This window comes from Micromonospora sp. WMMD967 (genome assembly GCF_029626165.1).
Taxonomy (GTDB): domain Bacteria; phylum Actinomycetota; class Actinomycetes; order Mycobacteriales; family Micromonosporaceae; genus Micromonospora; species Micromonospora taraxaci.
On the sequence record NZ_JARUBK010000001.1, the window covers coordinates 7,223,680 to 7,250,120 of the forward strand.

General features: G+C 70.4%; 27 protein-coding genes. 6 read left to right on the top strand and 21 right to left on the bottom strand.

The window, feature by feature from the left end:
* Window positions 1-76 precede the first annotated feature (76 nt).
* Both O7631_RS32590 and O7631_RS32595 read left to right on the top strand, forming a co-directional pair.
* Window positions 77-928, top strand: a complete 852-nt coding sequence (locus O7631_RS32590; protein WP_278147732.1) for an ABC transporter ATP-binding protein — start codon at window positions 77-79, stop codon at window positions 926-928.
* Complete coding sequence (locus tag O7631_RS32595; RefSeq protein ID WP_278147733.1) at window positions 925-1,770, top strand: ABC transporter permease; 846 nt, start codon at window positions 925-927, stop codon at window positions 1,768-1,770. Before O7631_RS32590 ends, O7631_RS32595 begins: the two co-directional genes overlap by 4 nt.
* Before the next feature lie 39 nt (window positions 1,771-1,809).
* Here O7631_RS32595 and O7631_RS32600 read toward each other — a convergent pair whose 3' ends face one another.
* On the bottom strand, window positions 1,810-2,658 hold the full coding sequence (locus O7631_RS32600) for a 3-hydroxyacyl-CoA dehydrogenase family protein (protein ID WP_278147734.1): 849 nt from the start codon (window positions 2,656-2,658) through the stop codon (window positions 1,810-1,812).
* A gap of 88 nt (window positions 2,659-2,746) precedes the next feature.
* Complete coding sequence (gene murA / locus O7631_RS32605) at window positions 2,747-4,189, bottom strand: UDP-N-acetylglucosamine 1-carboxyvinyltransferase (protein ID WP_278147735.1); 1,443 nt, start codon at window positions 4,187-4,189, stop codon at window positions 2,747-2,749.
* Between murA and O7631_RS32610 the strand changes: the two genes are divergently transcribed.
* Window positions 4,188-4,760 carry a cob(I)yrinic acid a,c-diamide adenosyltransferase gene (locus O7631_RS32610; protein ID WP_278147736.1) on the top strand — a complete coding sequence of 191 codons (573 nt, stop codon included), beginning with the start codon at window positions 4,188-4,190 and terminating at the stop codon, window positions 4,758-4,760. The genes murA and O7631_RS32610 overlap by 2 nt on opposite strands.
* 247 nt (window positions 4,761-5,007) lie before the next feature.
* Here the strand turns inward: O7631_RS32610 and O7631_RS32615 are convergent, their stop codons facing one another.
* The 13 genes from O7631_RS32615 to glyA form a co-directional block, all read right to left on the bottom strand.
* Window positions 5,008-5,463 (bottom strand): DUF2550 domain-containing protein, encoded by a 456-nt coding sequence (locus tag O7631_RS32615; protein WP_088987888.1) that lies wholly within the window; start codon window positions 5,461-5,463, stop codon window positions 5,008-5,010.
* 12 nt (window positions 5,464-5,475) lie between these two features.
* On the bottom strand, window positions 5,476-5,757 hold the full coding sequence (locus O7631_RS32620; protein ID WP_088987887.1) for a F0F1 ATP synthase subunit epsilon: 282 nt from the start codon (window positions 5,755-5,757) through the stop codon (window positions 5,476-5,478).
* Between the two features lie 89 nt (window positions 5,758-5,846).
* Entirely contained in the window at window positions 5,847-6,989 is a 1,143-nt protein-coding gene (locus tag O7631_RS32625; RefSeq protein WP_278147737.1) for an LCP family protein, read from the bottom strand.
* A gap of 220 nt (window positions 6,990-7,209) precedes the next feature.
* Window positions 7,210-8,646: a F0F1 ATP synthase subunit beta gene (gene atpD, locus O7631_RS32630; RefSeq protein ID WP_278147738.1), complete on the bottom strand. Its 1,437-nt coding sequence runs from the start codon at window positions 8,644-8,646 to the stop codon at window positions 7,210-7,212.
* Window positions 8,646-9,575, bottom strand: a complete 930-nt coding sequence (locus O7631_RS32635; protein ID WP_278147739.1) for a F0F1 ATP synthase subunit gamma — start codon at window positions 9,573-9,575, stop codon at window positions 8,646-8,648. The genes atpD and O7631_RS32635 overlap by 1 nt, the downstream gene beginning before the upstream one ends.
* 4 nt (window positions 9,576-9,579) lie before the next feature.
* Window positions 9,580-11,232 carry a F0F1 ATP synthase subunit alpha gene (gene atpA, locus O7631_RS32640; protein ID WP_278147740.1) on the bottom strand — a complete coding sequence of 551 codons (1,653 nt, stop codon included), beginning with the start codon at window positions 11,230-11,232 and terminating at the stop codon, window positions 9,580-9,582.
* A gap of 165 nt (window positions 11,233-11,397) precedes the next feature.
* The gene (locus O7631_RS32645; RefSeq protein ID WP_278147741.1) at window positions 11,398-12,219 is read right to left on the bottom strand and encodes a F0F1 ATP synthase subunit delta; all 822 of its coding nucleotides are present in this window, start codon (window positions 12,217-12,219) and stop codon (window positions 11,398-11,400) included.
* Window positions 12,219-12,758: a F0F1 ATP synthase subunit B gene (locus tag O7631_RS32650; RefSeq protein ID WP_112584053.1), complete on the bottom strand. Its 540-nt coding sequence runs from the start codon at window positions 12,756-12,758 to the stop codon at window positions 12,219-12,221. Before O7631_RS32650 ends, O7631_RS32645 begins: the two co-directional genes overlap by 1 nt.
* 32 nt (window positions 12,759-12,790) lie before the next feature.
* Window positions 12,791-13,024, bottom strand: coding sequence for an ATP synthase F0 subunit C (locus O7631_RS32655; RefSeq protein WP_091405890.1), 234 nt, complete (start codon window positions 13,022-13,024; stop codon window positions 12,791-12,793).
* 65 nt (window positions 13,025-13,089) lie between these two features.
* Window positions 13,090-13,887 (bottom strand): F0F1 ATP synthase subunit A, encoded by a 798-nt coding sequence (gene atpB / locus O7631_RS32660; protein WP_278147742.1) that lies wholly within the window; start codon window positions 13,885-13,887, stop codon window positions 13,090-13,092.
* An 11-nt stretch (window positions 13,888-13,898) separates the two neighbouring features.
* Window positions 13,899-14,135, bottom strand: a complete 237-nt coding sequence (locus O7631_RS32665) for an AtpZ/AtpI family protein (protein ID WP_091405894.1) — start codon at window positions 14,133-14,135, stop codon at window positions 13,899-13,901.
* A gap of 189 nt (window positions 14,136-14,324) precedes the next feature.
* Entirely contained in the window at window positions 14,325-14,750 is a 426-nt protein-coding gene (locus tag O7631_RS32670) for a hypothetical protein (RefSeq protein ID WP_278147743.1), read from the bottom strand.
* The gene (gene glyA / locus O7631_RS32675) at window positions 14,743-16,032 is read right to left on the bottom strand and encodes a serine hydroxymethyltransferase (protein WP_278147744.1); all 1,290 of its coding nucleotides are present in this window, start codon (window positions 16,030-16,032) and stop codon (window positions 14,743-14,745) included. The genes O7631_RS32670 and glyA overlap by 8 nt, the downstream gene beginning before the upstream one ends.
* Before the next feature lie 35 nt (window positions 16,033-16,067).
* Here glyA and O7631_RS32680 point away from each other — a divergent pair, with 35 nt between their 5' ends.
* On the top strand, window positions 16,068-17,531 hold the full coding sequence (locus O7631_RS32680; protein ID WP_278147745.1) for an SDR family oxidoreductase: 1,464 nt from the start codon (window positions 16,068-16,070) through the stop codon (window positions 17,529-17,531).
* Window positions 17,532-17,541: 10 nt separating this feature from the next.
* Here O7631_RS32680 and O7631_RS32685 read toward each other — a convergent pair whose 3' ends face one another.
* The 4 genes from O7631_RS32685 to prmC all read right to left on the bottom strand — a co-directional run bounded on the left by O7631_RS32685 (window position 17,542) and on the right by prmC (window position 21,969).
* Window positions 17,542-19,656: a transglycosylase domain-containing protein gene (locus tag O7631_RS32685; protein ID WP_278147746.1), complete on the bottom strand. Its 2,115-nt coding sequence runs from the start codon at window positions 19,654-19,656 to the stop codon at window positions 17,542-17,544.
* A 106-nt stretch (window positions 19,657-19,762) separates the two neighbouring features.
* Window positions 19,763-20,374, bottom strand: a complete 612-nt coding sequence (locus O7631_RS32690) for a phosphotyrosine protein phosphatase (protein WP_278147747.1) — start codon at window positions 20,372-20,374, stop codon at window positions 19,763-19,765.
* The gene (locus O7631_RS32695) at window positions 20,375-21,022 is read right to left on the bottom strand and encodes an L-threonylcarbamoyladenylate synthase (RefSeq protein ID WP_088987874.1); all 648 of its coding nucleotides are present in this window, start codon (window positions 21,020-21,022) and stop codon (window positions 20,375-20,377) included.
* Window positions 21,022-21,969, bottom strand: coding sequence for a peptide chain release factor N(5)-glutamine methyltransferase (gene prmC / locus O7631_RS32700; RefSeq protein WP_278147748.1), 948 nt, complete (start codon window positions 21,967-21,969; stop codon window positions 21,022-21,024). Before prmC ends, O7631_RS32695 begins: the two co-directional genes overlap by 1 nt.
* A 72-nt stretch (window positions 21,970-22,041) precedes the next feature.
* On the opposite strand from prmC, the gene O7631_RS32705 reads away from it, so the two are divergent.
* Window positions 22,042-23,589, top strand: a complete 1,548-nt coding sequence (locus O7631_RS32705) for a GGDEF domain-containing protein (protein ID WP_278147749.1) — start codon at window positions 22,042-22,044, stop codon at window positions 23,587-23,589.
* A gap of 64 nt (window positions 23,590-23,653) precedes the next feature.
* Here the strand turns inward: O7631_RS32705 and prfA are convergent, their stop codons facing one another.
* Together prfA and rpmE are read right to left on the bottom strand one after the other, a co-directional pair.
* The gene (prfA, locus tag O7631_RS32710; protein ID WP_278147750.1) at window positions 23,654-24,742 is read right to left on the bottom strand and encodes a peptide chain release factor 1; all 1,089 of its coding nucleotides are present in this window, start codon (window positions 24,740-24,742) and stop codon (window positions 23,654-23,656) included.
* 124 nt (window positions 24,743-24,866) lie between these two features.
* On the bottom strand, window positions 24,867-25,091 hold the full coding sequence (rpmE, locus tag O7631_RS32715; RefSeq protein ID WP_088987870.1) for a 50S ribosomal protein L31: 225 nt from the start codon (window positions 25,089-25,091) through the stop codon (window positions 24,867-24,869).
* A 275-nt stretch (window positions 25,092-25,366) separates the two neighbouring features.
* Here rpmE and O7631_RS32720 point away from each other — a divergent pair, with 275 nt between their 5' ends.
* Window positions 25,367-26,263, top strand: a complete 897-nt coding sequence (locus O7631_RS32720) for an AAA family ATPase (protein ID WP_278147751.1) — start codon at window positions 25,367-25,369, stop codon at window positions 26,261-26,263.
* The last annotated feature ends 178 nt before the right edge of the window (window positions 26,264-26,441 follow it).

A 26,441-nucleotide genomic window follows, 5' to 3' on the forward strand; every position in this document is an offset into this window, starting at 1 on the left:
GCTAAGCACCCGCAGTGGCGCGCATCGCCACACCCCGGGCACCCGCCCGTTGCTGCCAGGACGCACACTGGACGGCATGGATGACGAGCTGGCCATCTCCGTCCGAGGGCTGCGTAAGGCGTACGGCGACAACGTGGCGGTGGCGGGCGTGGACCTCGACGTGCACCGTGGCGAGGTGTTCGCGTTGCTCGGCCCGAACGGCGCCGGCAAGACCACCACGGTGGAGATCCTTGAGGGTTACCGGCACCGGGATGCCGGCGAGGTCTCCGTGCTCGGCGCGGACCCGGCGAACCCCGACGCCAGTTGGCGGTCCCGCGTCGGCATCGTGCTCCAGGGCACCGGCGAGTTCGACGAGCTGACGGTGGCCGAGGTGGTCCGGCACTTCTCGGGCTTCTACCCCGGCGCCGACGACCCGGACAAGGTGATCGAGCGGGTCGGGCTGGCCGGCAAGGCGAGGGCCCGCACACACACCCTCTCCGGCGGGCAGAAGCGCCGCCTGGACGTGGCGCTGGGCATCATCGGTCGCCCCGAGCTGCTCTTCCTCGACGAGCCGACCACGGGTTTCGACCCGGAGGCCCGCCGCGAATTCTGGGAGCTGATCCGCGACCTCGCCGCGGCCGGCACCACCATCGTGCTCACCACCCACTACCTGGACGAGGCCGAAGCCCTCGCCGACCGGGTCGGCGTGATCGCCGGCGGTCGGCTGGTGGAGGTCGCCGCTCCCAACCAGCTGGGCAATCGGCAGGACGCCCTCGCCACGGTTTCCTGGCGTACCCCGGAAGGGGCGCTGGAGAGCGCGCAGACCGCGACGCCGACGGTCTTCGTGGCCGACCTGGCCGCGCGTCACGGCGGCGAGGTCCCCGGGCTCACGGTGACCCGGCCGACCCTGGAGGACGTCTACCTCACCATGATCGGACACGGACGATGACGACCACGACGAAGCCGGCGACGCCGGTCGCCGCGACCCCCGGCCGACGGCCGAGCGCCGGCGCGCTCGCACTGCGCCAGGGCCGGCTGGAGATCACCCAGTTCCTGCGCAGCCGGGAGTCCGTGGTCTTCACGATGGGCTTCCCCATCATCATGATCCTGATCTTCGCGTCGATCTTCGACGGGACGATCGGCGGTGGGGTGAAGTTCACCCAGTACTTCATCACCGGCATGATCGCGACCGGCCTGATGACGGTGAGCTTCCAGAACCTCGGCATCTGGATCCCCGTCGAGCGGGACCGTGGGGTGCTCAAGCGCTACCGGGGCACGCCGATGCCGAAGTGGGTCTGGTTCGCCGGCAAGGTGATCATGGTGGTGGCGATCGGCATCGCCGAGACCGTGCTGCTGCTGGCCGTCGCGGTGGCGCTGTTCGACCTCGACCTGCCGGGCACCGCCGGCAAGTGGTTCACCTTCGGCTGGGTCTCCGTGCTCGGCGTGACCGCGTGCACCCTGTGCGGCATCGCCATCTCGTCGCTGGCCCGCACCGCGCGCAGCGGCTCCGCCGTGGTCACCCCGGTCGCCCTGGTGCTCCAGTTCATCTCCGGGGTGTTCTTCGTCTTCACCGACCTGCCCACCTGGATGCAGCAGGTCGCGGCGCTGTTCCCGCTCAAGTGGATGTGCCAGGGGCTGCGCGCGGTCTTCCTGCCGGAGAGCTTCGGCGCGCAGGAGCCGGGCGGCTCGTTCGAGCTGGGACGGGTCGCGCTGGTGCTGGTCCTGTGGTGCGTGATCGGCGTGGTGCTCTGCCTGACCACCTTCCGCTGGACCACCAAGCGCGACGGCTGAGCGGCCGACCGGGGCGGACGTCCGCCCCGGTCGCCACACTCAGTACGTGTAGAAACCCTTGCCGGTCTTGCGGCCCAGGTCGCCGGCCGTGACCATCCGCTGGAGCAGCTCCGGCGGGAAGAACTTCTCGTCGGCCGTGTCGGTGTAGATGTTCTTCGAGGCGTGCAGCAGCACGTCCACGCCGGTCAGGTCGGTGGTGGCGAGCGGGCCCATCGCGTGCCCGAAGCCCAGGCGGCAGGCCGTGTCCAGATCCTCCGCCGACACCACGCCGGACTCCACCAGCTTGACGGCCTCCACCACCAGGGCGGAGATCAACCGGGTGGTGACGAAACCGGCGATGTCCCGGTTGACCACCACGACCGTCTTGCCGATCTCCTCGGCGAAGGCCCGCGCGGTGTCCAGCGTGGCGTCGCTGGTCTTGTAACCGCGGACCAGCTCGCAGAGCTGCATCATCGGCACCGGGGAGAAGAAGTGGGTGCCGACGACCGCCTCGGGACGCTCGGTCACCGCGGCGATCTGGGTGACCGGAATGGCCGACGTGTTCGTGGCGAGCACGGCGTCCGACTTGCAGATCTTGTCCAGGGCGCGGAACACCTCGTGCTTGATCTCCAGCCGCTCGAAGACCGCCTCGACCACGATGTCCGCGTCGGCCGCCGCTTCCAGGTCGGTGGTCGGGGTGATCCGGGCCAGCGTCGCCTCGACCTCGGACGCCTCGATCCGGCCCTTCTCGGCGAACTTCTCCAGCGACTTCCGGATGCCGCCGAGCCCTCGGTCGGTGGCCGCGTCGTCCAGGTCGCGCAGCGTCACCTGCCAGCCCGCCTGCGCCGCCACCTGGGCGATGCCGGAGCCCATCAGCCCAGCCCCGACGACCGCGAGTCGACCCGCCATCTACTTCTCCCTCGCTGCGATTGAGTGCCTGACTGCACCCTAGTCCGCGAGCCTGAACGATGGCTAAGTGGCGTCGTGGGCGGCTGTCTCAGATCTCCAGCGACGGCTCCTCCGGCGTGGTGCCCCGCTCGACCGCCACCCCGAGCGCGCGCAGGTCGGCCACGAAGTCCGGATAGCCCCGGTCGACGTGGTGGACGTGGGAGACCTCGGTGACCCCCTCCGCGCAGAGCCCGGCGATGATCAGCCCGGCACCGGCACGGATGTCGGTGGCCCGTACCGGTGCGCCGGAGAGACGGTCCCGCCCACGGACCACCGCGTGGTGTCCGTCGGTCTTGATGTCCGCACCGAGCCGCATCATCTCGTTGGCGAACATGAACCGGCCGTCGAAGATGTTCTCGGTGATCAGGGAGGCGCCGTCGCTGACCGCCGCCAGACCGATCGCCATCGGCAGCAGGTCGGTGGCGAAGCCGGGGTACGGCAGCGTCACCACGTCCACCGCCCGGGGCCGGTCGTCCATCCGTACCCGGAAGCCGTCCCCCCGGGTCTCCACCAGGCCGCCGGCCGCGACCACCTTGTCCAGCGCGACCTCCAGGTACGCCGGGTCCAGCCCGGTCACCGTCACGTCCCCCCGGGTCATCGCCGCCCCGAACGCCCACGTGCCCGCCACGATCCGATCCCCCACCGTGGCGTGTCGGACCGGACGCAGCCCGGAAACCCCGGTGATCCGCAACGTGGACGTGCCCGCACCGGCGATCCGCGCGCCCATCTGGTTGAGCATCGTGCAGATGTCGACGATCTCCGGCTCCCGGGCCGCGTTGTCGATCATCGTGGTGCCCTGGGCCAGCACGGCCGCCATCACCAGGTTCTCGGTCGCGCCGACGCTGGGGAAGTCCAACACGATGTCCGCACCGCGCAACCCGTGCGGGGCTGACGCGATGACGAAGCCGTGTTCACCGGAGATCTCCGCGCCCATCCGGGTCAGACCGGAGATGTGCATGTCCAGCCCACGGGAGCCGATGGCGTCCCCGCCGGGGTGCGCCACCCGCACGTACCCCCGACGGGCCAGCAGTGGGCCGAGCACGCAGATCGACGCACGCAACCGGCGGACCAGGTCGTAGTCGGCGTCGGCGCCCGGCTGCTCGGGCACGTCGATGGTCACCGAACGGGACCGGGCGATCCCGCCCTGCGCGACCATCGGATCGACCGGATCGTCCGCGTCGAACTGGACGTCACAGCCCAACCGACGCAGCACCTCCCCCATGATCGCGATATCGGTGATCCGCGGGACGTTCGTGATCACACTGCGGCCGGGCGCGAGCAGCGCGGCGGCCATCAGCTTCAACGCCGAGTTCTTGGCACCCACCACGTGCACGGTGCCGGCCAGCCGGGCGTCACCGTGCACCCGGATGACGTCGACGTCGTTGACCGCCGGGTCGCCCGCGTCGCCGGGGCCTACCACCACCGGCCAACTGGGAGTGCTGTCCGGCCGCGCCGGGATCGTCAGGTCGGGAATCCGTAGGCTGTGCGTCATGGCCGTCCACCTCACGCGCATCTACACCAAGGCCGGCGACGCCGGCATGACCAGGCTGAGCAACAACGAGCAGGTGCCGAAGACCGATCCGCGCATCGCCGCGTACGCGGATGTCGACGAGTGCAACGCGGCGATCGGCGTCGCGATCGCCCTGGGCCAGCTCGACGAGGAACTGCGGGGCGTTCTGGCGTCGGTGCAGAACGACCTGTTCGACGTCGGCGCCGACCTGTCCACCCCCGTCGAGCCGGAGCCGAAGTACCCACCGCTGCGGGTGACCGAGGAGTACGTCGAGCGCCTGGAGGGCTGGTGCGACGAGTACAACGCACGCCTGAGCACGCTCGACTCCTTCATCCTCCCGGGCGGCACCGCCGGCGCGGCACTGCTGCACGTGGCACGGACCATCGCCCGGCGAGCCGAACGGGCGGCCTGGGCGCTGGTCAGCCACGATCCGGAACGAACCAGCACGCTCCCGGCAAAGTATCTCAACCGGCTCTCCGATCTGCTCTTTATCCTGTCAAGAACGGCAAATCCGGCTGGAGACGTGCTATGGGTGCCGGGCGGCAAGCGCTGAACGTCGGCGCTGGGCACCACGTCGAGGCGGGCTCCCGCCCCTGGCGGGATGGGTTCTCATCTCGGGCAGGGGTGGGTTCCCCGTCCCGCCACGGCCACGCCTGAAAAACACAGGCTTCTCGCCGGGCGCTCTACGCAGATGATGATCGACACCAGTTCGGCGATGTGGCGGCAACTTGCTGGCTCCGACACCGCCACATCGGCAATACGGTGTCGATCAAGCTGGCCGCACGTTGTGCAGGCCGCCGTCAGGCAGCCGGCCAGTCCTGGGAGGCCATACGCGGCGAGACCGCCCCCGGAGGGGCGGCCTCGAGCCAGGAGAGAAAGCCGGTGACTGTCGATCGCGCCATGGCGATCTCCACCGGTGCATGGTGACTGGTACAGCGGAGGATCACCCAGTCGGCCGGCATGGAGAGCCGTTCCTGACCTTCGGGCAACCGTCGGCGCTCGACCGCCAGCCCTTTGCGCGACAGCACCCGCTTGGGCCGGATCGCGAAGCTGAACATCCGGTACCACCGCAGCTCGTCGCCGACGAAGCGGCCGAAACCGGGCGACCAGCCGCGACCGTCCAGTACGGTGGTGACTCGGACGCTGAGCCGGATGATGCCACCGCTACGGGTGACCAGAGCTCGCCGGACGAAGAGGATCAGAAGCGCGACGAGGATGACGACTACGCCGATCCCGAATCCCTCGACGATCTCCATCCCCGGTCTGACTCAGCGGCTCTGCGCGGAAACCGGGGTTGCGCTCTCGGCCAACACGGTGACACCGTCGGCGCTCACCGAGAGGAAGCCGCCAGCGACCTCGTAGGAGACCTGCTCGCCACCAGCGAGCTTGATGCGCACCTGGCCGGGCTCGGCGAGCTGGCCGAGCAGCGGCGCGTGGCCCGGCAGGACACCGAGCTCGCCCTCGGTCGTCCGGGCGACGACCATCTCGGCCTCACCCGACCAGACCTTCTCCTCGACGGCGACGAGCTCGACGTGAAGCTGCTGTGCCACGCTGTCTCCTTGCTGCGGCTACGGATTGCCGAAAGTCTAGCCTGACGCCGGGGCGCGCCCCACGCGGGTGGGGGACATCGGCGTCACGACTATTTCGTCTTGTTCACGAATTCGGGGTGCTCCAACAGGAACGGATCGAGCTGCTCGTTGTGCAGTGCGGTGAAGAAGTCCGGGACCCCCTCCTGGAACTGCTCACCCAGGTACCTCTTGCCGTCGTACACCCCGCCACCCGGAAGCTTGATCATCTCGATGGTGTTCGGGCGGATGTCCTTCAGGGCGAGCCCGAAGTCGACAACGCTGTTGCCCCGACCGTTGAAGATCAGCGACTGACCGGCGGCGCGGAGAACCTTGTCCAGCTTGACCGGGTTGGACACCACGTCGGCGCTGAACGCCTGGCCGACCATCGCCTTGACGAACTGCTGCTGGTGGCGCTGCCGGCCGTAGTCCGAATCCGGAACGCCGTTCTTCGGGTAACGCTGCCGCACGTAGTCCAGCGCCTGCCACCCACTCAGGTGCTGGTTGCCCTTCTTGTACACCGCCTGCGGGCCGACGTAGCCCTCACCGCGGGTGTTGCCCGGTCGCGCCTTACCGTCCGGCTGCTTGTGCTCGGACCGCACCTCCCGCTCGATGTACATGTCGACGCCACCCATGGCGTCGACGATCTTCTGGAAACCGCTGAAGTTGATGATCGCGCCGGCGTCGAATCGCTTGATGCCCGTCACGTTCTGCACTGTCGTCGCCAGCAGCTCGAAGCCCCGGGCCGCGTCGGGGTTCGCCCCCGGGACCTTGCTGCCGTGTGACATGGCAGCGTTGATCTTCGTGGTCTCGCCCAGGAACTCGGCCTTCTTGAACGGCGGGATGCGCACGTAGAGGTCCCGAGGCATCGAGAACAGGTAGGCGCGGTCCATCGACGCCGGCACGTGTAGCACCATGATCGAGTCTGCCAGTGGTGCCGCCGTCGGCGTACGCGGGTCGATGCCGACCAGCAGGATGTTGAGCGGACCCTTGATGTCGCTCTTCTTCGCCTGAGCGCCCGCCGCCTGGTCACCGAACAGGTCCGCCTTGCCGACGGCACCCTCGTAGCGCGCCATCAGCACCTCGGAGCCGACCAGCACTGCCCCACTGAGCACCGTCAGCACGGTGCCGAACACCGTGCAGATCTTGGCCCAACGCGGCACACCCCGCCAGACGGACGACCTGCGGCCACTCTTGCCGGCCTTACCCACGAGCATCTCCGTTCGTTACGCCCACGGGTTAAAGACGGGCGCACGTCGCCGAAAGGTTGCAAGGATCAACGCTCGTTCGGGTGAGCGCGGAACGACCGTATCTCGGGTGCCGTGGAACCGACGACCACCGCTAACGGACCGCGACGATGATAGGACGCGAACATGAACAAAAGACTGCCCCGGCGTTGCCGGGGCAGTCTTTTTGTTGCGGATCTGATCGGGCTGGTCAGCCCTTCATCAGCTCCTCAGCCTTCTTCTCCAGGTCCTCGAGACCGCCGCACATGAAGAACGCCTGCTCGGGGAAGTGATCGTACTCACCCTCGCTGATCTTACGGAACGCCTCGATGGTCTCCTTGATCGGAACCGTCGAGCCCGGAACACCGGTGAACTGCTCCGCGGCGTACGTGTTCTGCGACAGGAAGCGCTCGATCCGCCGGGCCCGGGCCACGGTGATCTTGTCTTCCTCGGAGAGCTCCTCGATACCGAGGATGGCGATGATGTCCTGCAGGTCCTTGTAGCGCTGCAGGATCCGCTTCACCTCGGTGGCGACCTGGAAGTGGTCCTGGCCGACGAACTCCGGGGCAAGGATCCGGGACGAGGACGCCAGCGGGTCCACGGCCGGGTAGATGCCCTTGTCGGAGATCGACCGCTCCAGGTTGGTGGTCGCGTCCAGGTGGGCGAACGTGGTGGCCGGGGCGGGGTCGGTGTAGTCGTCCGCCGGCACGTAGATCGCCTGCATCGAGGTGATGGCCTGGCCCCGGACGGAGGTGATCCGCTCCTGGAGCTCGCCCATCTCGTCGGCCAGGGTCGGCTGGTAACCCACGGCGCTCGGCATACGGCCGAGCAGGGTGGAGACCTCCGAACCGGCCTGGGTGAAGCGGAAGATGTTGTCGATGAAGAGCAGCACCTCCTGCTTCTTCACGTCCCGGAAGTACTCCGCCATGGTCAGCGCGGAGAGCGCCACCCGCAGACGGGTGCCCGGCGGCTCGTCCATCTGGCCGTAGACCAGCGCGGTCTTGTCGATGACGCCGGACTCGGTCATCTCGGCGATGAGGTCGTTGCCCTCACGGGTGCGCTCACCCACGCCGGCGAAGACCGAGGTACCACCGAAGTTACGGGCGACACGGGTGATCATCTCCTGGATGAGCACCGTCTTGCCCACGCCCGCGCCACCGAACAGGCCGATCTTGCCGCCCTTGACGTACGGGGCGAGCAGGTCGATGACCTTGATGCCGGTCTCCAGCATCTCGGTCTTCGGCTCCAGGTCCGCGAAGGCCGGGGCCTTGCGGTGGATACCCCACCGGTCGTCCGGGGTGAGGGTCTCGCCCTCCTTGAGGTTGAGCACCTCGCCGATCGCGTTGAACACGTGGCCCTTGACCGCGTCGCCCACCGGAACGGTGATCGGCGAACCGGAGTCACGAACCTCCGCGCCGCGAACCAGACCGTCCGTCGGCTGCATCGAGATCGCGCGGACCAGGTTGTCACCCAGGTGCTGGGCGACCTCCAGGGTCAGCGTCTTCTCACCGCCGGACAGGCTCACGGTGACGTTCAGGGCGTTGAACAGGGCCGGCATGGCGTCGCGCGGGAACTCGGCGTCGACGACCGGGCCGATGACCCGGACCACGCGACCCGTGGCCGTCTTGGTCTCTACTGGGGCAGTCATCACACTTCACTTCCCGACGCGGCCAGCGCGTTGGCGCCGCCGACGATCTCGCTGATCTCCTGGGTGATCCCAGCCTGGCGGGCCGAGTTCATCTCACGCGTGTACTTCTCGATCATCTCTTCGGCGTTGTCGGTGGCGCTCTTCATCGCCCGCCGCCTCGCCGCCGACTCACTCGCCGCCGACTCGATCAACGCCGCGTAGATCCGCGTGTTGATGTACCTCGGCAGGAGCGCGTCGAGCAGCGCCTCCGCCTCCGGCTCGAACTCGTACGCCGGCAGCAGCCCCTCGGAGCGCGGCCGGTCCTCCACCTGCATCGGACCGATGACCTTGGTGACCGGGTTCTGCGTCATCAGCGAGTGGAACTCGGTGTAGACGATGTGCAACTCGTCGACGCCGAGCACCCCGTCCGCGCCAGCGCCGCCGTCGACGTCGTCCGCACCGGCCGTGAACGCCTTGATCAGCGTCTCACCCACGGCACGGGCGTCCTCGAACGACGGCTGCTCGCTGAAGCCGGTCCAGTTCGCCTCGATCGGCCGGTCACGGAATCGGTAGAACCCGACACCCTTACGTCCGATGACGTAGAGCACCGGCTCCTTGCCGTCCGCCCTGAGGCGCGCGATCAGCGACTCGGCCATCCTGATCGCGTTGGAGCTGTAGCCGCCGGCCAGGCCACGGTCGCTGGTGACCAACAGGACGCCCGCCCGCCGCACCCGCTCGCGCGGGGTGAGCAACGGGTGGTCGATCCGCGCGTTGGACGCCAGCGCCGTGAGCACGCCGGTGATGGCCTGGGCGTACGGCAGGGACGCCTGCACCCGGGCCTGAGCCTTGGCGATCCGGCTCGTCGCCACGAGCTCCATCGCCTTGGTGATCTTCTTCATCGACTTCGCCGAGCGGATTCGTTGACGAAGAACGCGTACCTGGGCCGCCATGGGATCAGCTCTCGGCCGGGCGGTCGGTCGCGCCGTCGCGGAAGCGGGTCACCGTCTCGCGGTTCTCGTCACCCTCGAGCGGAGCGGCCGGCGCGTCGTTGACCTTGCGCTCGTCCTCCTTGTTGAGGAAGACCTGCTTGAACTCGGTGATCGCCGTGTCCAGCGAGTTGACGATGTCGTCGCCCCACTGGTTGTCGGCGATCCCGGCCAGCACACCCTCGTGCTTGTGCCGCAGGTACTGGAGGAACTCGGCCTCGAAGCGCCGGACGTCACCCACCGGGATGTCGTCCAGCTTGCCCTCGGTGCCGGCCCAGACCGAGACGACCTCTTCCTGCACCGGGTACGGCGAGTAGTTCGGCTGCTTGAGCAGCTCGACCAGCCGGACACCGCGGTCCAGCTGGGCCCGGGAGGCCCGGTCCAGGTCGGAGGCGAAGGCGGCGAACGCCTCCAGCTCGCGGTACTGGGCCAGGTTGAGCCGCAGCGAACCGGCGACCTTGCGCATCGGCTTCACCTGGGCGGCGCCGCCGACCCGGGAGACCGAGGTGCCGACGTTGATCGCCGGACGAACGCCCTGGTTGAACAGGTCGGTCTCCAGGAAGATCTGGCCGTCGGTGATCGAGATGACGTTGGTCGGGATGAAGGCCGAGATGTCGTTGGCCTTCGTCTCGATGATCGGCAGACCGGTCATCGAGCCGCCACCCAGCTCGTCGGAGAGCTTCGCGCAGCGCTCCAGCAGACGCGAGTGCAGGTAGAAGACGTCACCCGGGTACGCCTCACGGCCCGGCGGGCGACGCAGCAGCAGCGACACGGCCCGGTACGCCTCGGCCTGCTTGCTCAGGTCGTCGAAGACGATCAGGACGTGCTTGCCGCCGTACATCCAGTGCTGCCCGATGGACGAGCCGGTGTACGGGGCCAGGTACTTGAAGCCGGCCGGGTCGGACGCGGGCGAGGCGACGATGGTCGTGTACTCCAGCGCGCCCGCCTCCTCCAGCTGCCCCTTGATCGAGGCGATGGTGGAGGCCTTCTGGCCGATGGCGACGTAGATGCAGCGGACCTGCTTCTTCGGGTCGCCGGTGCGCCAGTTGTCCCGCTGGTTGAGGATGGCGTCCAGCGCGACGGTGGTCTTGCCGGTCTTCCGGTCACCGATGATCAGCTGCCGCTGGCCCCGACCGATCGGGGTCATGGCGTCGATGGCCTTGATGCCGGTCTGCAGCGGCTCGAACACGGACTGCCGGGCCATCACGTTCGGAGCCTGCAGCTCCAGCTCGCGGTAGCCCTCTTCGGCGATGTCGCCGAGGCCGTCGATCGGCTGGCCGAGCGCGTTGACCACGCGGCCGAGGAAGGCGTCACCAACCGGAACCGAGAGCACGCGGTCGGTGCGCTTGACCCGCTGCCCCTCCTCCAGCTTGGCGGAGTCACCGAGGACGACGACGCCGATCTCCCGCACGTCGAGGTTCAACGCCACGCCGAGCGTGCCGTCCTCGAACTCCAGGAGCTCGTTGGTCTTGGTCGAGGGCAGGCCCTCGACGTGGGCGATACCGTCACCGGTGTCGGCGACGGTGCCGACCTCCTCGCGGGAGACGTCGGACGAGTAGGAGGAGACGTAGCGCTCCAGGGCGCCGCGAATCTCCTCCGTCGAGATGGTCAGCTCGGCCATCCTCTGCTTCCTTAAAATTCAGGGGCCCGGGATACCTAGTACCAACCGGTCCGAATGGCGTCTGTCAATCCGGGCGCTGGGCGGCGGAGCCGCCCGGATGCTGGGCGACACAACCGCCCTGACACTGGGCGGCGAAGCCGCTCAGTGTGTGAGCGGCGAAGCTGCTCAGCGCTTCGCGAGCGCGTTGCGGGTCTCGTTGAGGCGGCGCAGGATGGTGCCGTCGTACAGGTCGGAACCGACCCGGACGCTCACGCCACCGAGAACGGCGGGGTCGACCGTCTGCTTGACGGACACCTCTCGACCGTATATCGCGGTGAGGCTCGCACCCAGTCGACGCTCGTCCTCGTCACTCAACGGGGCCGCGACGGTCACGTACGCCACCTGCCGGTCACGCCGGTCGGCGGCCAGCTCGACCAGCCGGGTGAGCGCGCCACTGAAGGAGCGTCCCCCGAACCCGCCGAGCGCTGCCTCGACGAGGCGGACGGTGACCGGGCGGGCCTTGTCGGCGAGCAGCTCGCGGGCCAGGGTGGCCCGCTGCTCGACCGGGGCGACCGGGTCGGCGAGCGCGTTGCTCAGCGCCGTCTGACCGGTCACCACCTGACCGAAGCGGAACAGCTCGTCCTCGACCTCGCCCAGCTCGCCGGCCTTGTCGGCGCTGGCGAGCAGCGCCTCCACACCCAGCCGCTCGGTGCCGTCGAGCAACTCCGACGGTGCCGACCAGCGGCCGGAGACCAGGGAGACGAGCAGGTCGAGCGCATCGGCGCCGATCCGCCCGCCCAGCATGTCGCCGAGCAGCGCCCCGCGGTCCTCACCGGAACGGGCCGGCTCGGACAACGCCCGGCGCAGCCGCGGCTCGCGCCGCAGCAGCCCCGCCACGGAGAGGATGGCGTCGGCGGTGGAGGCCACCGCCGACGGCTCCGCGCCGCGGACGTACGCGTCGAGGCGCTCGGCCGCGAGCTTGTACGACTCCCGGCTGGCGGCCTGCATCAGCGGGCCCCCGTGCTCTCGAGACCGCTCAGGAACCGGTCGACGGTGCCCTTGCGCCGTGCCTCGTCGGCCAGCGACTCGCCGACGATCTTGCTGGCCAGGTCCACCGCGATGGTGCCGACCTCCGCGCGCAGCTCGCGCACGATGGTGGCCCGCTCGGCGGCGAGCGCGTCCTTGCCGGCCTGGATGACCCGGTCGGACTCCTCCCGCGCCTTGGCGAGGATGTCCTGCCGGATGCCCTCGGCGTCGGCCCGAGCGTCGTCACGGATCTTGGCGGCGTCGGTCCGGGCCTCGGCGAGCTGGGCACGGTACTGCTCGAGCAGCTGGTTCGCCTCGGCCTGGGCGGCCTCGGCGCGCTTGATGCCGCCCTCGATCGCGTCGACCCGAGCCTGGAACGTCTGCTCCATGCGCGGGAAGACGAACTTCATCAGCACGAAGCAGAGCACGGCGAAGGCGACCGTGCCGACCACGATCTCCTGCCAGATCGGAATGATCGGGTTGTGGTCTGACTCACCACCCTCGGCGGCGAGGAGGAACAACATGGGTGACCTCCCGGTCGGAAGGGGCGGAATCAGCCGGCCCAGATGAAGCCGAAGGCGATGCCGAACAGCGCGAGCGCCTCGATGACGGCGAAGCCGATCCAGACGTACGGCAGGGTCATGCGCGACGACTCGGGCTGCCGGGCGGTCGACTGGATGTAGGCGGCGAAGACCAGGCCAACGCCGATGCCCGGGCCGATGGCGGCGAGACCGTAGCCGATGGCAGCGGTGCTACCGGTGACCTCGGCGAGAACGCTAGCGTCCATTGGTGTGGTTCCTCCTGGTTATCACGCGTGACTCTCACGCGGGACGACAACGGTTGGTGCGTGGATCAGTGCTCTTCGGCGAGCGCGCCCTGGATGTAGCTGGCGCTCAGCACGGTGAAGACGTAGGCCTGCAACACGATGACCAGCGCCTCGAGGAGGGTCAGCGCCACGGTCATCACCCAGGAGACCACCGAGATCGGCGCCAGCCAGGCGTTGGCGTTGAGCATCGCGAAGCCGCCGAGCGTGAAGACCAGCAGGAGCATGTGGCCGGCGAACATGTTCGCGAAGAGACGAACGGCAAGCGAGAACGGCCGAATGATGAAGGTCGAGAACGCCTCGATCGGGATCAGCAGCGGCAGGATGTACCACGGTGCCGGCGGGATCAGGGCGTGCTTGAAGTATTTGCCGAACCCGTGGTGCCGGATGCCGATGTAGTTGAACAGCACGTAGCTGATCACCGCGAGGATCGCCGGGAAGGCGATGTGCGAGTTCGGCGAGATCTGGAAGAACGGAATGATCGCGAACGCGTTCGTCAGCAGCACGAAGCAGAAGAGCGTCGTGAAGTAGGGCGCGAACCGCACACCCTGGTGCCCGATCATGTCGACCGAGATGTTGTTGCGCACGAAGCCGTAGATCGACTCGGCGAACCACTGCTTCTTGGTCGGCACCAACTTCGGGTTCCGATAGGTCGCCAGGAAGAAGATGATCAAAACGCCGACCGCGAGCCAGATCATCAGCGTGAACTTGGTGAACCACGGGGCGTTCTCCGCGCCCCAGGGCACGATCGCGGGCAGGTAGAAGTCGTCCACGCTGGGTGGGAATGCCGCCTGGCCCGCTGCCAGAACGTTCGCCTGTCCGAACACCGTGTCCCTTCCTAAGTAGGCGTGCCGAGCCGACGGACGACGAGGATGATCCCCCCGGTCACGCCGAGCACGACGCCGATCCCGGTGGCGACGCCACCTGTATCGAGCCACTGGTCGACCAGCCAGCCGATGAAACCCCACACGAGCATTCCTCCGATGAGGTAGCTGAGCGCGGTCCAACCCTGACCGGCACCGGACGGATAATCGTCAGGTTCACCGGCGGGACGGGGGGTTTGGTCACCAGCCATGACGGGGCGAACGATATCAGCCGGGAAGACGAGGCTGTGCCTCACCCCCCGCACAACCGTCGTTGTGTGGGCTTCTCGTGGGCGCCGTCGTCTGTGGGCACGCTACTCCCCTTCCGCCCGTGGGAAAATGACCGGAGGCCGACACATTGCGGCGCGTCCGCTTGGTGGGACGACCGGCCGACGGCCAGGTCAGCCCCGCGGCCGGCGGGCGTGCACCGTGGTCAGCCACCAGAGGTGCACCGCAGTCCACACTGCCACCCCGGCGACGATGCCGAGGCAGAGCGGGATCAACCCCGCCCAACCGGTGGACCCCACCGCCACCAGCACCCCACCCAGCAGGCTGAACTTCAGCACGTACAGGCCCACACCGAGCGGGAGCAGCAGCTGAGGGTTGACCTGGTCGGCCCGGGCCAGCACCACAGTGGTCAGCGTGTAGCTGAGCACCGTGACGCCCACCCCGGCCGCCGCGCCGAACGCCGCCGTCGCACCGCCGGTCACCGCACCGACGACCGCCGCGACCACGGCGAGCGCCACCGACGCGGCCAACAACACCGGCAGGTGCCGCAGCCGCCACCGCCGGTCGCTGTCAGGCTCGACCACCCCGGGCTCAGCCACGGGGGTACGCCGGAAACGCCGCGACCAGCTCGGCGACCTCGGCACCCAGCCGGGTCAGCTCGTCGGTGCCTCCCGGCGCCCCGGGATCGGTGCGTACCGCGCGCGCGATCAACGTGGCCACCTGCCGCAGCTCCCCCTCGCGCATCCCCTGGGTGGTGACGCTCGGCGTGCCCACCCGGATGCCGGAGGCCACCATCGGCGGCTGCGGGTCGTACGGGATGGCGTTCTTGTTCAGGGTGATCGACGCGGCGTCGCAGCGGCGCTCGGCGTCCGCGCCGGTCACCCCCAGCTCCCGCAGGTCGATCAGCGCGAGATGGGTGTCGGTGCCACCCGACACCGGGCGCATCCCCTCGTCGGCCAGCCCGGCGGCGAGCGCCTGGGCGTTGCGGACGACCTGGCTGGCGTACGTCTGGAACTCCGGCTGGGCGGCCTCGCGCAGCGCGACCGCCTTCGCCGCGACGGCGTGCATCAGCGGGCCGCCCTGGGTGAACGGGAAGACCGCCTTGTCGATCCGCTGGGCCAGCGCCTCGCGGCACAGGATCATGCCGCCGCGCGGGCCGCGCAGCACCTTGTGGGTGGTGGCGCAGACGACGTCGGCGTACGGCACCGGGGACGGGATCGCCCGGCCGGCGACCAGACCGATGAAGTGCGCGGCGTCCACCATCAGGTACGCGCCGACCTCGTCGGCAATCTCCCGGAACCGCGCGAAGTCGATCAGGCGCGGGTACGCGGTGGCACCACAGATGATCAGCTTGGGTCGGTGGGTCCGAGCGAGGTCCCGGACCTCGTCGTAGTCGATCAGCTCGGTGTCCGGCCGGACCGGGTAGCCGACCGGGTGGAACCACTTGCCGGAGAAGTTCACCCGGCTGCCGTGGGTGAGGTGCCCGCCGTGCGGCAGGTCCATCGCCAGCACCGTGTCACCCGGCTGCACCAGCGCGGCGTACGCGGCCAGGTTGGCGCTCGCCCCGGAGTGCGGCTGGAGGTTGGCGTGCTCCGCCCCGAAGAGCTCCTTGGCGCGGGCGATGCCGATCTCCTCCGCCCGGTCCACCTCGGCACAGCCGCCGTAGTAACGCCGGCCCGGGTAGCCCTCGGCGTACTTGTTGGTGAGCGTCGAACCGAGCGCGGCCAGCACCGCCGGCGAGGTCAGGTTCTCGCTGGCGATCAGCTGAAGGCCGCCCCGCAACCGCTCCAGCTCGCCGAGGACCACCCCGGCGATCTCCGGATCGGTGGCCCTGAGCTGCGCGAAATCCGGCCCCCAGAAGGTGCTCGTCTCGGTCTCCACAGCGAACGAGTCTAGGGGGCCGCAGACTGGGACCCGTGAGATGCCTCGTCACCGGAGCCACCGGATACATCGGCGGGCGGTTGACGCCCCTGCTTCTCGCGAACGGGCACACCGTCCGCTGCCTCGCCCGCAAGGCGGTGCGGCTGCGGGACGTGCCCTGGGCCGGCGCGGCGGAGATCGTCGAGGGCGACCTCAGCAGACCGGAGACGCTTGCGGCCGCGTTCGCCGACGTGGACGTCGCCTACTTCCTGGTCCACTCGCTGGGTCGGCCCGACTTCGAGCAGGCCGACCGGACGGCGGCCACCAACTTCGCGACGGCGGCCCGCGCTGCCGGCGTACGCCGAATCGTGTACCTGGGCGGCCCGGAGCCGGCCGCCGACGAGGAGGTCCCCTCCCCGCACCTGCGCTCCCGCGCCGAAGTGGGCCGGATCCTGCTGTCCAGCGGGGTGCCCACGGCGGTGCTGCGCGCCGCGGTGATCATCGGGTCCGGTTCGGCGTCGTTCGAGATGCTGCGCTACCTGACCGAGCGGCTGCCCGCGATGATCACCCCGCGCTGGGTCCGCAACCGGATCCAACCGATCGCGGTGCGCGACGTGCTGCACTACCTGGCCGGCTGCGTCGAGCTGCCGTCGGAGGTCAACCGGGGCTTCGACGTCGGCGGACCGGACGTGCTGACCTTCCTCGACATGATGCAGCGCTACGCCCGGGTGGCCGGGTTGCGCCGACGGATCATCCTGCCGGTCCGCCCGCTCACCCCGTCGCTCTCCTCGCACTGGGTCGGCCTGATCACCCCGGTGCCGAACGCGATCGCTCGTCCCCTGGTGGAGAGCCTGATCCACGAGGCGGTCGCCCACGAACACGACATCGCCAGGTACGTTCCCGACCCACCCGGCGGGCTGACCGGTTTCGACGAGGCGGTGGCGCTGGCGCTGGCCAAGGTGCGCGACGCCCAGGTGGAGACCCGCTGGTCGACGGCGAGCGGCCCGGACGCCCCCGCGGAGCCGCTGCCCAGCGACCCGGAATGGTCCGGTGGCACCGCGTACACCGACGTCCGGGAGCGGGCGGTGGACGCGTCGCCGGCGGCGCTCTGGCGGGTCGTCGAAGGTGTCGGCGGCGAACACGGCTGGTATTCGTTCCCGCTCGCCTGGTCCGTCCGGGGTTGGCTGGACCGCCTGGTCGGCGGGGTCGGGCTGCGTCGGGGCCGACGCGACCCGCACCGCCTACAGGTCGGCGAGGCGTTGGACTTCTGGCGGGTCGAGGAGATCGTCCCGGGCGAGCTGCTGCGACTGCGCGCCGAGATGCGGCTGCCCGGCCGGGCCTGGCTGGAGATGCGGGTGCTGCCGGCCGACGACGGCCGCAGCCGGTACCAGCAACGTGCCGTCTTCCTGCCCCGGGGCCTGGCCGGACACGCCTACTGGGGGTCGGTGGCCCCGTTCCACGCTGTGGTCTTCGGCGGAATGGCCCGCAACATAGCCCGCAACGCCGAACAATCCCCCTGACCCGACCGGGTCAGTTGCCGGTGCGGGGGCCGGTGAGTTGGAGAGCGGTTCGTTCGCTGGGCGGGACGAAGTCGCGTACCGGCTGGTCGCGCAGGCCGACGACGAGCACCTTGCCGACCGCGTCCACCATCCGGGCCTGCACCGCCTGACCGACCGCGTCCCGGGGGTCGTCCGGGTTCGCCGCCATCGAGGCGACCGCCAACTGCGGCGTGAACGCCACCACCGTCTCCGTCTCGTACCGCTCCGAGCTTCCGGTCTTGCCCGCCACCGGGCGGCCGACCTGCGCGCGCAGTCCGGGCGCTGTCGCGCCGTCGCATCGCCCGTACATCGACTGGTCGCCGACCGGGCAGCGCGAGGCGTCGGTGGCCGCCCTGGCCACGTCGGCGTCGAGCACCTGCCGGCAGTCCGGCTTGGCGGCGTCGACCGGGCGACCGCCCGAGTCGCTGATCGAGACCACCGGCAACGGTGCGCACCAGGTCCCCTCCGCCGCCACCGTGGCGTACGCGGTGGCCAGGTCCAGCGGGGTGGTGGCGGCCACGCCCAGGGTGAACGGACCCCAGTTCTTCGCGCCGTGCCGGGCCAGGTTGGCGTCGGAGTCGGCCCGCAGCACGATGCCGAGCCGCTCGGCCATCTCCACCACCCGGTCGGCGCCGACCTTCTCGGTGAGCCAGGCGAAGTACGTGTTCACCGAGCGGCCGAACGCGCTCCACATGGTGCGGGGGCCATCCATCGACGACGGACTCGCGTTCGACGGACACCAGCGGCCGTCGCAGCTCCCCTGCCCGGTGACCGGGAACCGGGTGAGCAGTTGGGTGGGCGCCACGAACTCGGTCGACAGCGGCAGGCCGGACTCCAACGCGGCCAGCATGGTGAAGAGCTTGAACGTCGAGCCACCCTGGTACCCCTCGATCGCCCCACCACCGGCGACCAGCTGGTTGACGGTGTTCGGGCGGTTCTTCTGCCCGACCGGGTTGTCCTGCACGCTGTAGGCGCGGTTCACCGACATGGCCAGCACCCGTCCGGTGCCCGGCTGCACCACGGCGGTCGGCACGGCCTCCGCATCCGTCGGTCGGTAGATCTTCAGCACCTGCTCGGTGGTGGCCTGCTGCACCGCCGGGTCCAGCGACGACACGATGGAGAATCCGCCCCGGCGCAGCGTGCGCTGGCGCTCGTCGGCGCTCGCCCCGAACGCGGCCTGGCTGCTCCACCACCGGGTGAACCAGTCGCAGAAGAAGCCCCAGTCGTTGTGCGTCTCGGGCACCCCCGTGCAGTCGTTCGGGGTCTCGCTGGGTCGCAGCTGCAACGGCTCGGCCCGCGCCGCCGCCGCCACGTCCGCCGGCACCTGTCCCGACTCCACCAGCCGCTCCAACACGTACGCCCGCCGCTCCAACGCGCTGTCGGCGTCGCCGTTGATCGGGTCGTCGCTGTCCGGCGACCGGACCAGGCCGGCCAGCAGCGCCGCCTGGGCCAGGGTCAGGTCCGCCGGAGACCGGGAGAAGTAGCGCTTGCTGGCCGCCGCGATGCCGTACGCCCCGGCGCCGAAGTACGCGATGTTGAGGTAGCGGGTGAGGATCTCCTCCTTGTCGAGTTCCCGTTCCAGCGCGAGCGCGTACCGCATCTCCTGGAGTTTGCGCACCGTGGTGACCTCGGTGGCGGCCACCCGCTGCGCCTCGGTCAGCCGCGGATCACTGCTGAGCACGTTGCGGACGTACTGCATGGTGAGCGTGCTCGCGCCCTGCCGGGTCTGGCCGTCGCGCTTGTTGACGGTGAACGCGCGCACCACGCCCCGCAGGTCGACGCCGCTGTGCTGGTAGAACCGGACGTCCTCGGCGGCGATGATCGCCTGGCGCATGACCGGAGCCACCTCGTGCAGCGGCACGTCCACCCGGTCCTCCTGGTAGAAGGAGGTGATCAGGGTGGTGCCGTCGTTGGCGTAGAGGTTGGAGCGCTGCGCTGTCGGCGGCGTGCGGAGCGTGTTCGGCAGCTCCGAATACGGCGTGGACAGGTTGCTGAAGCCGATCCCGAAGACCAGGGCCGCCGGCAGGGCGGCTGCGGCCAGTACCAACCCGGCCAGCACTCCGGCGATCACCACGGTCAGCAGTTTGTCGAGATGGGCCCGGATCATCAGCTCTCCCCGCAGGAGCCGGTCACGCTAGGACCCGTTCAGAATGACCCGGAATGCCCCTTTAGCCCCTGGTTTTCCCCAAACCCGGAGGAAACTCGCACCGCGCTCAGGGCAGCAGTGCGCCGGCCAGCGGGTGGACCGTCTCCTCGATCTCGTCGGCGACCCGGCTGAAACACTGGTCGCCGCGACCCCACGGGTCGTCCAGATCGTCGGTGGGCAGCGCCGACGCCCCCAACCGGGCGTCGTGAGCCGCAGCCACCAACGCCACACCCCGGGCGTACACCGCCTCCGGGGTCGCCTCGGCCGACGGCAGTGCGGTGACGTCCACAGCGGCCAACAGCCGGCCGAACTCACCCAGCACGAACGTGCGGGCCGCCGCGTCCGGACGCAGCGCCACCACGTACTCCTGCTGGTCGGCGGTCGCGGTCAGGACCAGGTCGGCGGCGTCGATGTGGTCCGAGCGCAACTTGCGGGCCGCGAACCCCTCGACGTCACCACCACGGCCGGTCACCTGTCGTGCCGCCGGCGGGTTCATCTCCTCGCCCGCGTGCCAACCACCCGTCCCCGCGCTGTGGCTGTGCACCATCTCCTCGGCCTGAGCCGGGTCCTCCGCACGCCGCGTCAGACGCTCCCGCACCGCCAGAGCGAGCAGCCGCTCCGCCATCGGCGAGCGGCAGATGTTGCCCATGCAGACGTGCAGAACCGTGAACGGGGGCACTCAGACCCCCCGACCGTCGACGAGATCCGGTACAACGTCCCGCAGCTTCTCCAACGGGATCGCCCCCGCCCGCAGCAACTGCGGCACCTCACCGGTCAGGTCCACGATCGTGCTGGGCACCGGGTCCGGGCAGGGCCCCGCCTCCAGGTAGGCCCGCACCGAGTAGCTGAGCTGGTCACGCGCCTCCTCGGCGGTCACCGCGGCGGGCTGCCCGGTCTTGTTGGCCGACGACACCGCCATCGGACCGGTCTCGCGCAGCACCTCCAGCGCCACCGGGTGCAGCGGCATCCGCACCGCCACAGTGCCCGTCTTGTCGCCCAGGTCCCACTGCAGGCTCGGCGAGTGCTCGATCACGATCGTCAGAGCACCCGGCCAGAACGCCTCGACGAGATCACGAGCGGCAGTGGGCAGCGAGAAGACCAACCCGTCCAGGGTGTGCCGCGAGCCGATCAGCACCGGCGGCGGCATCTGCCGACCCCGGCCCTTGGCATCGAGCAGCGCCTTGACCGCATACGGGGTGAACGCGTCCGCGCCGATCCCGTACACGGTGTCGGTCGGGAGGACGACCAGCTCGCCGTTCTTGACCGCCTCGATCGCCGCAGCGATGCCGCGGTCCCGGTCGGCGGGCGACCGGCAGTCGTAGAGCATCACGAGGAGTCAGTCTGCCACGCCGCCCCGATCGGGGCGTCCTGGCCGTCCGCCCGTCGGGACGCGGTGGCGAAGCGGGGGCGCCCGGCGAGGTCCCGGTGCTCCGTGACGTCACTGAAACCGCCCTCCTCGGCGAGCAGCCCGGGCACCGCCGAACCGTGCGTGTCGTCGTGTTCGACACCGAACGCGCCACCGGGACGCAGCAGCGTCGGCGCCCGTGTGACGACCGGCCGGATCACCGCCAGACCGTCCGCGCCCCCGAAGACCGCCTCCGCCGGGTCGTGTCCGGCCACCTCCGGAGGAACCACCACGGCGTCCGGCACGTACGGCGGGTTGCAGAGCAGCACATCCACCCGGCCCACCAGGTCCGCCAACAGATCCGGAGCGGTCACGTCGGCCTCGACCACCTCAATCGGCCGATCCCCCGCCCTCGCCCGCTCCGCCGCGTTACGCCGCAACCAGGCCAACGCCGCGGGGGACCGCTCCACAGCGATCACCCGCGCCTCCGGCAGCTCCTGCGCCACCGCCAGCGCGATCGCGCCCGAGCCGCTGCACAGGTCGACCACCACCGGGTCGGGCAGCCCTCGCGCCTGCTCGACACCCCACCCGGCGAGCAGCTCGGTCTCCGGCCGGGGCACGAAGACACCCGGACCGACCGACAGTTCGAGATGCCGGAACCCCGCCCGGCCGGTCAGATGCTGCAACGGCTCCCGCCCGGCCCGACGACGCGTCAACTCGTCCAGCCGCGCCACCTGGTCGACGTCGAGATCGTCGGCGAGCGCCAGCCGACCCCGGGGCACCCCGAGCACGTACGCGGCCAGCAACTCCGCCTCCGCCCGCGCCGAGCCGATCCCGGCGGCGGCGAGCACCCGGGCCGCCCGGGCCACCGCGGCGGACGGCCGGATGGGACCTGTCCCTTCGGGGGGGTGTTGCGGCAAAGTACTCACGACATAATCATGAAGCGTCGCGGGCGACGTGACGAACGGGTGCGCCAAGGGCGCACGGCAGGAGGTTGGCGGGTGGGCTGGCTCGACCGGGTCGATGACCAGGTTGATGCGCTCACGCGCGCCCGGGCGTTGCAGGAGGCCAGCCGTTCCGCGGAGGCGTACGTCCTCCTGGAGCGTGTGATCCGCACCACCTCCGACCCGGCGGCCCGAGCGGACGCCATGGTGCAGCGCCTCTCCGCGCTGATCAATCTCGGTCGGACCGCGGAGTTCACCCGCGCGATCGAGGAGGCGTCGGCGGCGGTCCGCGACCTCGCCGAGCCGTACCTGCACGGGCACCTCAACGCGCTGGCCGCTCTCGCCGCCCACCACCAGGGCGCCCTCGACCGCTGCGTCATGCACCTCGTCAGAGCCGCCCGCGCCCTCGGCGCGGTGGAGGACCCGGACCGGGACACCGCGTGGGGCTGGCACGACCTGGCGATGGCCTACAGCTACCTCAGCTTCCACGGGTACGCCCTGGGAGCCATCGAGCGGGCCCGGCAGCTCGGGGTGACCGCCGGCATCCCGGAGGAGACGTTCGCCGCGCCCGGCATCCGGTTGCGCAACGCGGTGGCACTGGACCACAACGGCGACAGCGACGGCTGCCTACGGGTGCTCCGGGACGTGGCCTCCGACCTGGCCCGATTCGTCCGTACCGGCCGGGCCGGCCAGCTCCGCCCCAGCAGCCTCGCCGCGTACGGCTACGCGGCGGCCCGGCAGGCGGCGCTCGGCGACCACGTGGAGACCAGCGGGGACGTCCAGCCGGCCCGGTTGATCAGCCACGGTGGGGACAGCGCCCGCGCGCGCGACATGCGACAACTCGGCCAGGTGTGCCTCGCGGTGGCCGACGGGCGGCCGATCGAGGCCGTCGCCCGGTTGGACACCGTCCAGGTGTCCAACGAGACGCTCGGGGCAGCCGAGCCGGCCCGGCTGCGCAGCATCGCGCTGACCCGTGCCGGCGACCACCTGGCGGCACACCGGGCCGACCGCCTGGCATTCCGGCTCGCCGCCCAGCGCAACGACAGGCTGCGCGACGTCTACATCGACGGCATCGCCGCCCGGATCGACCACGAGGAGATGCGCCGCGAGGCGGCCCGCTTCGAGGGCGAGGCACTGACCGATCCGCTGACCGGGCTGCCCAACCGACGTCGGCTGGAGCGGTACATCACCGCCGTGGTCACCCGGGGCGAGCGGGTGGTCATCGGCGTCTGCGACCTGGACGGCTTCAAGGCGGTCAACACCCGGCACGGGCACCACTCCGGCGACCTGGTGCTCCAACGCATCGCCGGCGTCATCAACAGGGTGATGCGGCGGGGCGACTTCGTCGCCCGCTACGGCGGTGACGAGTTCGTGGTGGTGCTGCCGGACACCAACATGGCCGAGGCCGCCGAGGTGGCCCGCCGGATCGAGGCCGCGGTTCGCCTGGAGGACTGGGAGTCGCTGGTGCCGGGGACGCCGGTCGGGGTGAGCATCGGCTTCGCGGAGGTCTCCGGCGGCAGCGGGTTACGCGACGCGCTCAGCGTCGCCTTCGAGCTGGCCGACCGGGAGATGCTCCGCGCCAAGTCCCGCCCCCGCGCGAGCTGATCACCCGCGCGGTCCGCGGCGGGTCAGCTCGGCCGCGATCAGCGGCGGGTCAGCTCGGCCGCGGTCAGCGGCGGGTGAGCTCGGTGTCGCCGGCGAGCCGGGCGGCGCGGTCGGCCTCGGTGAGGGCGTCCAGCACCCCGTCCAGTTCACCGGCGAGTGCCAGATCCAGGTTGTACGCCGTGTAGCCGATCCGGTGGTCGGTGATCCGGTTCTGCGGGAAGTTGTAGGTGCGGATCCGCTCCGAGCGGTCCACCGTCCGCACCTGCGCCTTGCGGGCGTCCGAGGCGGCGGCGTCGGCCTGCTCCTGGGCGTTGGCGAGCAGTCGGGCCCGCAGGATCCGCATCGCCTGCTCCCGGTTCTGCAACTGGGACTTCTCGTTCTGGCAGGAGACGACGATGCCGGTCGGCAGGTGGGTGATCCGCACCGCCGAGTCGGTGGTGTTCACCGACTGGCCGCCCGGACCGGACGAACGGAACACGTCGATGCGCAGGTCGTTCTGGTCGATCGTGACGTCGACGTCCTCGGCCTCGGGCAGCACCAGCACCCCGGCGGCACTGGTGTGGATGCGGCCCTGCGACTCGGTCACCGGGACGCGCTGCACCCGGTGCACGCCGCCCTCCCACTTGAGTCGCGACCACACGCCGTTGCCGCCGTCCGGCACACCCTTGGTCTTGATCGCCAGGGAGACGTCCTTGACCCCGCCGAGGTCGGAGTCCTGTGCGTCGATCACCTCGGTGACCCAGCCGTGCCGCTCGGCGTACCGGGTGTACATCCGGAGCAGGTCACCGGCGAACAGCGCCGACTCCTCACCGCCCTCGCCGGCCTTGATCTCGACGATCACGTCCTTGGCGTCGTGCGGGTCGCGGGGAATGAGCAGCTCGGCGAGGCGTTCCTCCAGCACCGGCAGGGACGCGGCGATGGACTCCGCCTCACCCGCGAAGGTCGGATCCTCGGCGGCCAGTTCGCGAGCCGCCACTAGGTCGGCACGGGCCTGTTCCAGCTCACCCGCGGCCTTGTGCAGGGGCACCAACTCGGCGTACCGGCGGCCGACCCTGCGGGCGGTGGCCTGGTCGGCGTGGATGGCCGGATCGGCCAGCCGCTTCTCCAACTCCGCGTACTCGTCGAGGAGGCCGGCCAGACGCTCGCTGCTCATGCTGCGGATGCTCCTTCGAAGGCGCGCGGCGGGCCGGATTGGCCGACGGCCGGGCGGAAACTGGGTGAAACACGGACGGCGCCCGTGTCCGGCGGGAAACCGGACACGGGCGCCGAACGAGGAGCTACTTGGCCTTCTTGGCCTGAACCTTGGCGTACTTCTGCTGGAACTTCGCGACCCGGCCGGCGGTGTCGAGAACGCGCTGCTTACCGGTGTAGAACGGGTGGCAGGCGCTGCAGGTCTCGACGTGGATCGCCCCGCCCTTGGCGGTGCTGCGGGTCGTGAACGTGTTGCCACAGGAGCAGCTGACCTCGGTGGTCGTGTACTCCGGGTGGATGTTTGCCTTCATCTCGCCTCGGTCCTCTCGTTGGTGGTCGCCGGGTCGCCGTCATCGCTCGTCGCGCCGTACGCGACGGGCTCGGGCGTGAACCGGAACCGGTGGCCGATTGACCAGTGTGCCATGGGCCTGAGCCGACCCGGTAATCGGGCCGCACACCTCGTCCGGCATCGTCAACACGTGCCTCCCCATCCGCATTCCCGCCGCCCGACGGGGCATTCGCCCACCCGGCGGACCGCCGCCGGGTACCCCGAACGGGGTACGCCCGCCGAGCCGGAGGTGCGCCGATGACCCGCCTGATCGCCACCCGAGGGCTGCCCGCCTCGGGCAAGACGACGTTCGCCCGTACCCTCCAGCCGTCCGTTCTCCGGGTCAACCGCGACGACCTGCGCCGGATGCTGCACGGGGAGCGGCTCTTCACCCAGTGGGCCGAGGCCCAGGTGACAGTCGTGCAGCGGGCTCAGGTCGAGGCGCTGCTGCGGGCCCGCGCGGACGTCTGCGTGGACGACACCAACCTGCGCGCGCGGACACTGCGGGGCTGGGTCGATCTGGCCGCGCGCTACGGCGCGGACTTCGAGGTGCACGACTTCACCGACGTGCCGTTGGCCGAGTGCCTGCGCCGGGACGCCGCCCGGCCGGCAGCCGACCAGGTCGGCGCGGAGGCGATTCGCCGGCTGCACGACCGCTACCTGGAGGGGCGGGCGCTGCCGTTGCCGGTGCCGCAGGCCCGCACCGGACGCCCCGCCGTGGTCCATCCGCCGTCGACCGAACCAGCGGAGATCGTCCTGGTGGACATCGACGGCACCGTCGCGCTGGCCGTGTCCCGCAGCCCGTACGACATGACCCGGGTCGGCGAGGACGAGCCGAACACGGCGGTGATCGCCGCGGTCCGGGCGATGCACGCCGCCGGGTACGGGGTGGTCTTCTGTTCGGGGAGGGACGACTCCGCCCGCGCGGCCACCGAGGCGTGGCTGGCCCGGCACGTCCGGGTCCCCCACCTCGGCCTGCACATGCGGGCAGTCGGCGACACACGTAAGGACTCGATCGTGAAGCGGGAGATCTACGACCGGGAGATCCGGGACCGTTACCGGGTGGCCGGCGTCTTCGACGACCGCGTCCAGGTGGTCCAGATGTGGCGGGCCCTCGGCCTGACCGTCTTCCAGGTTGCCGACGGCGACTTCTGAGAAGGCACAGCCTCGGCACGCGGCCGCCTCGCCGCAGCCTGACGACCTGGTCACCCTGCCCCCGCCCCGGCCCGTGCTCGGCGGTGCGGCCCCCGCGACCCCGGCCGAACCGGGCATGCCTCGCGCTGCCGCCGCGCCGCCGAGACCGAGGTCCCAAGACCGCCAAGGCCGCCGAGGC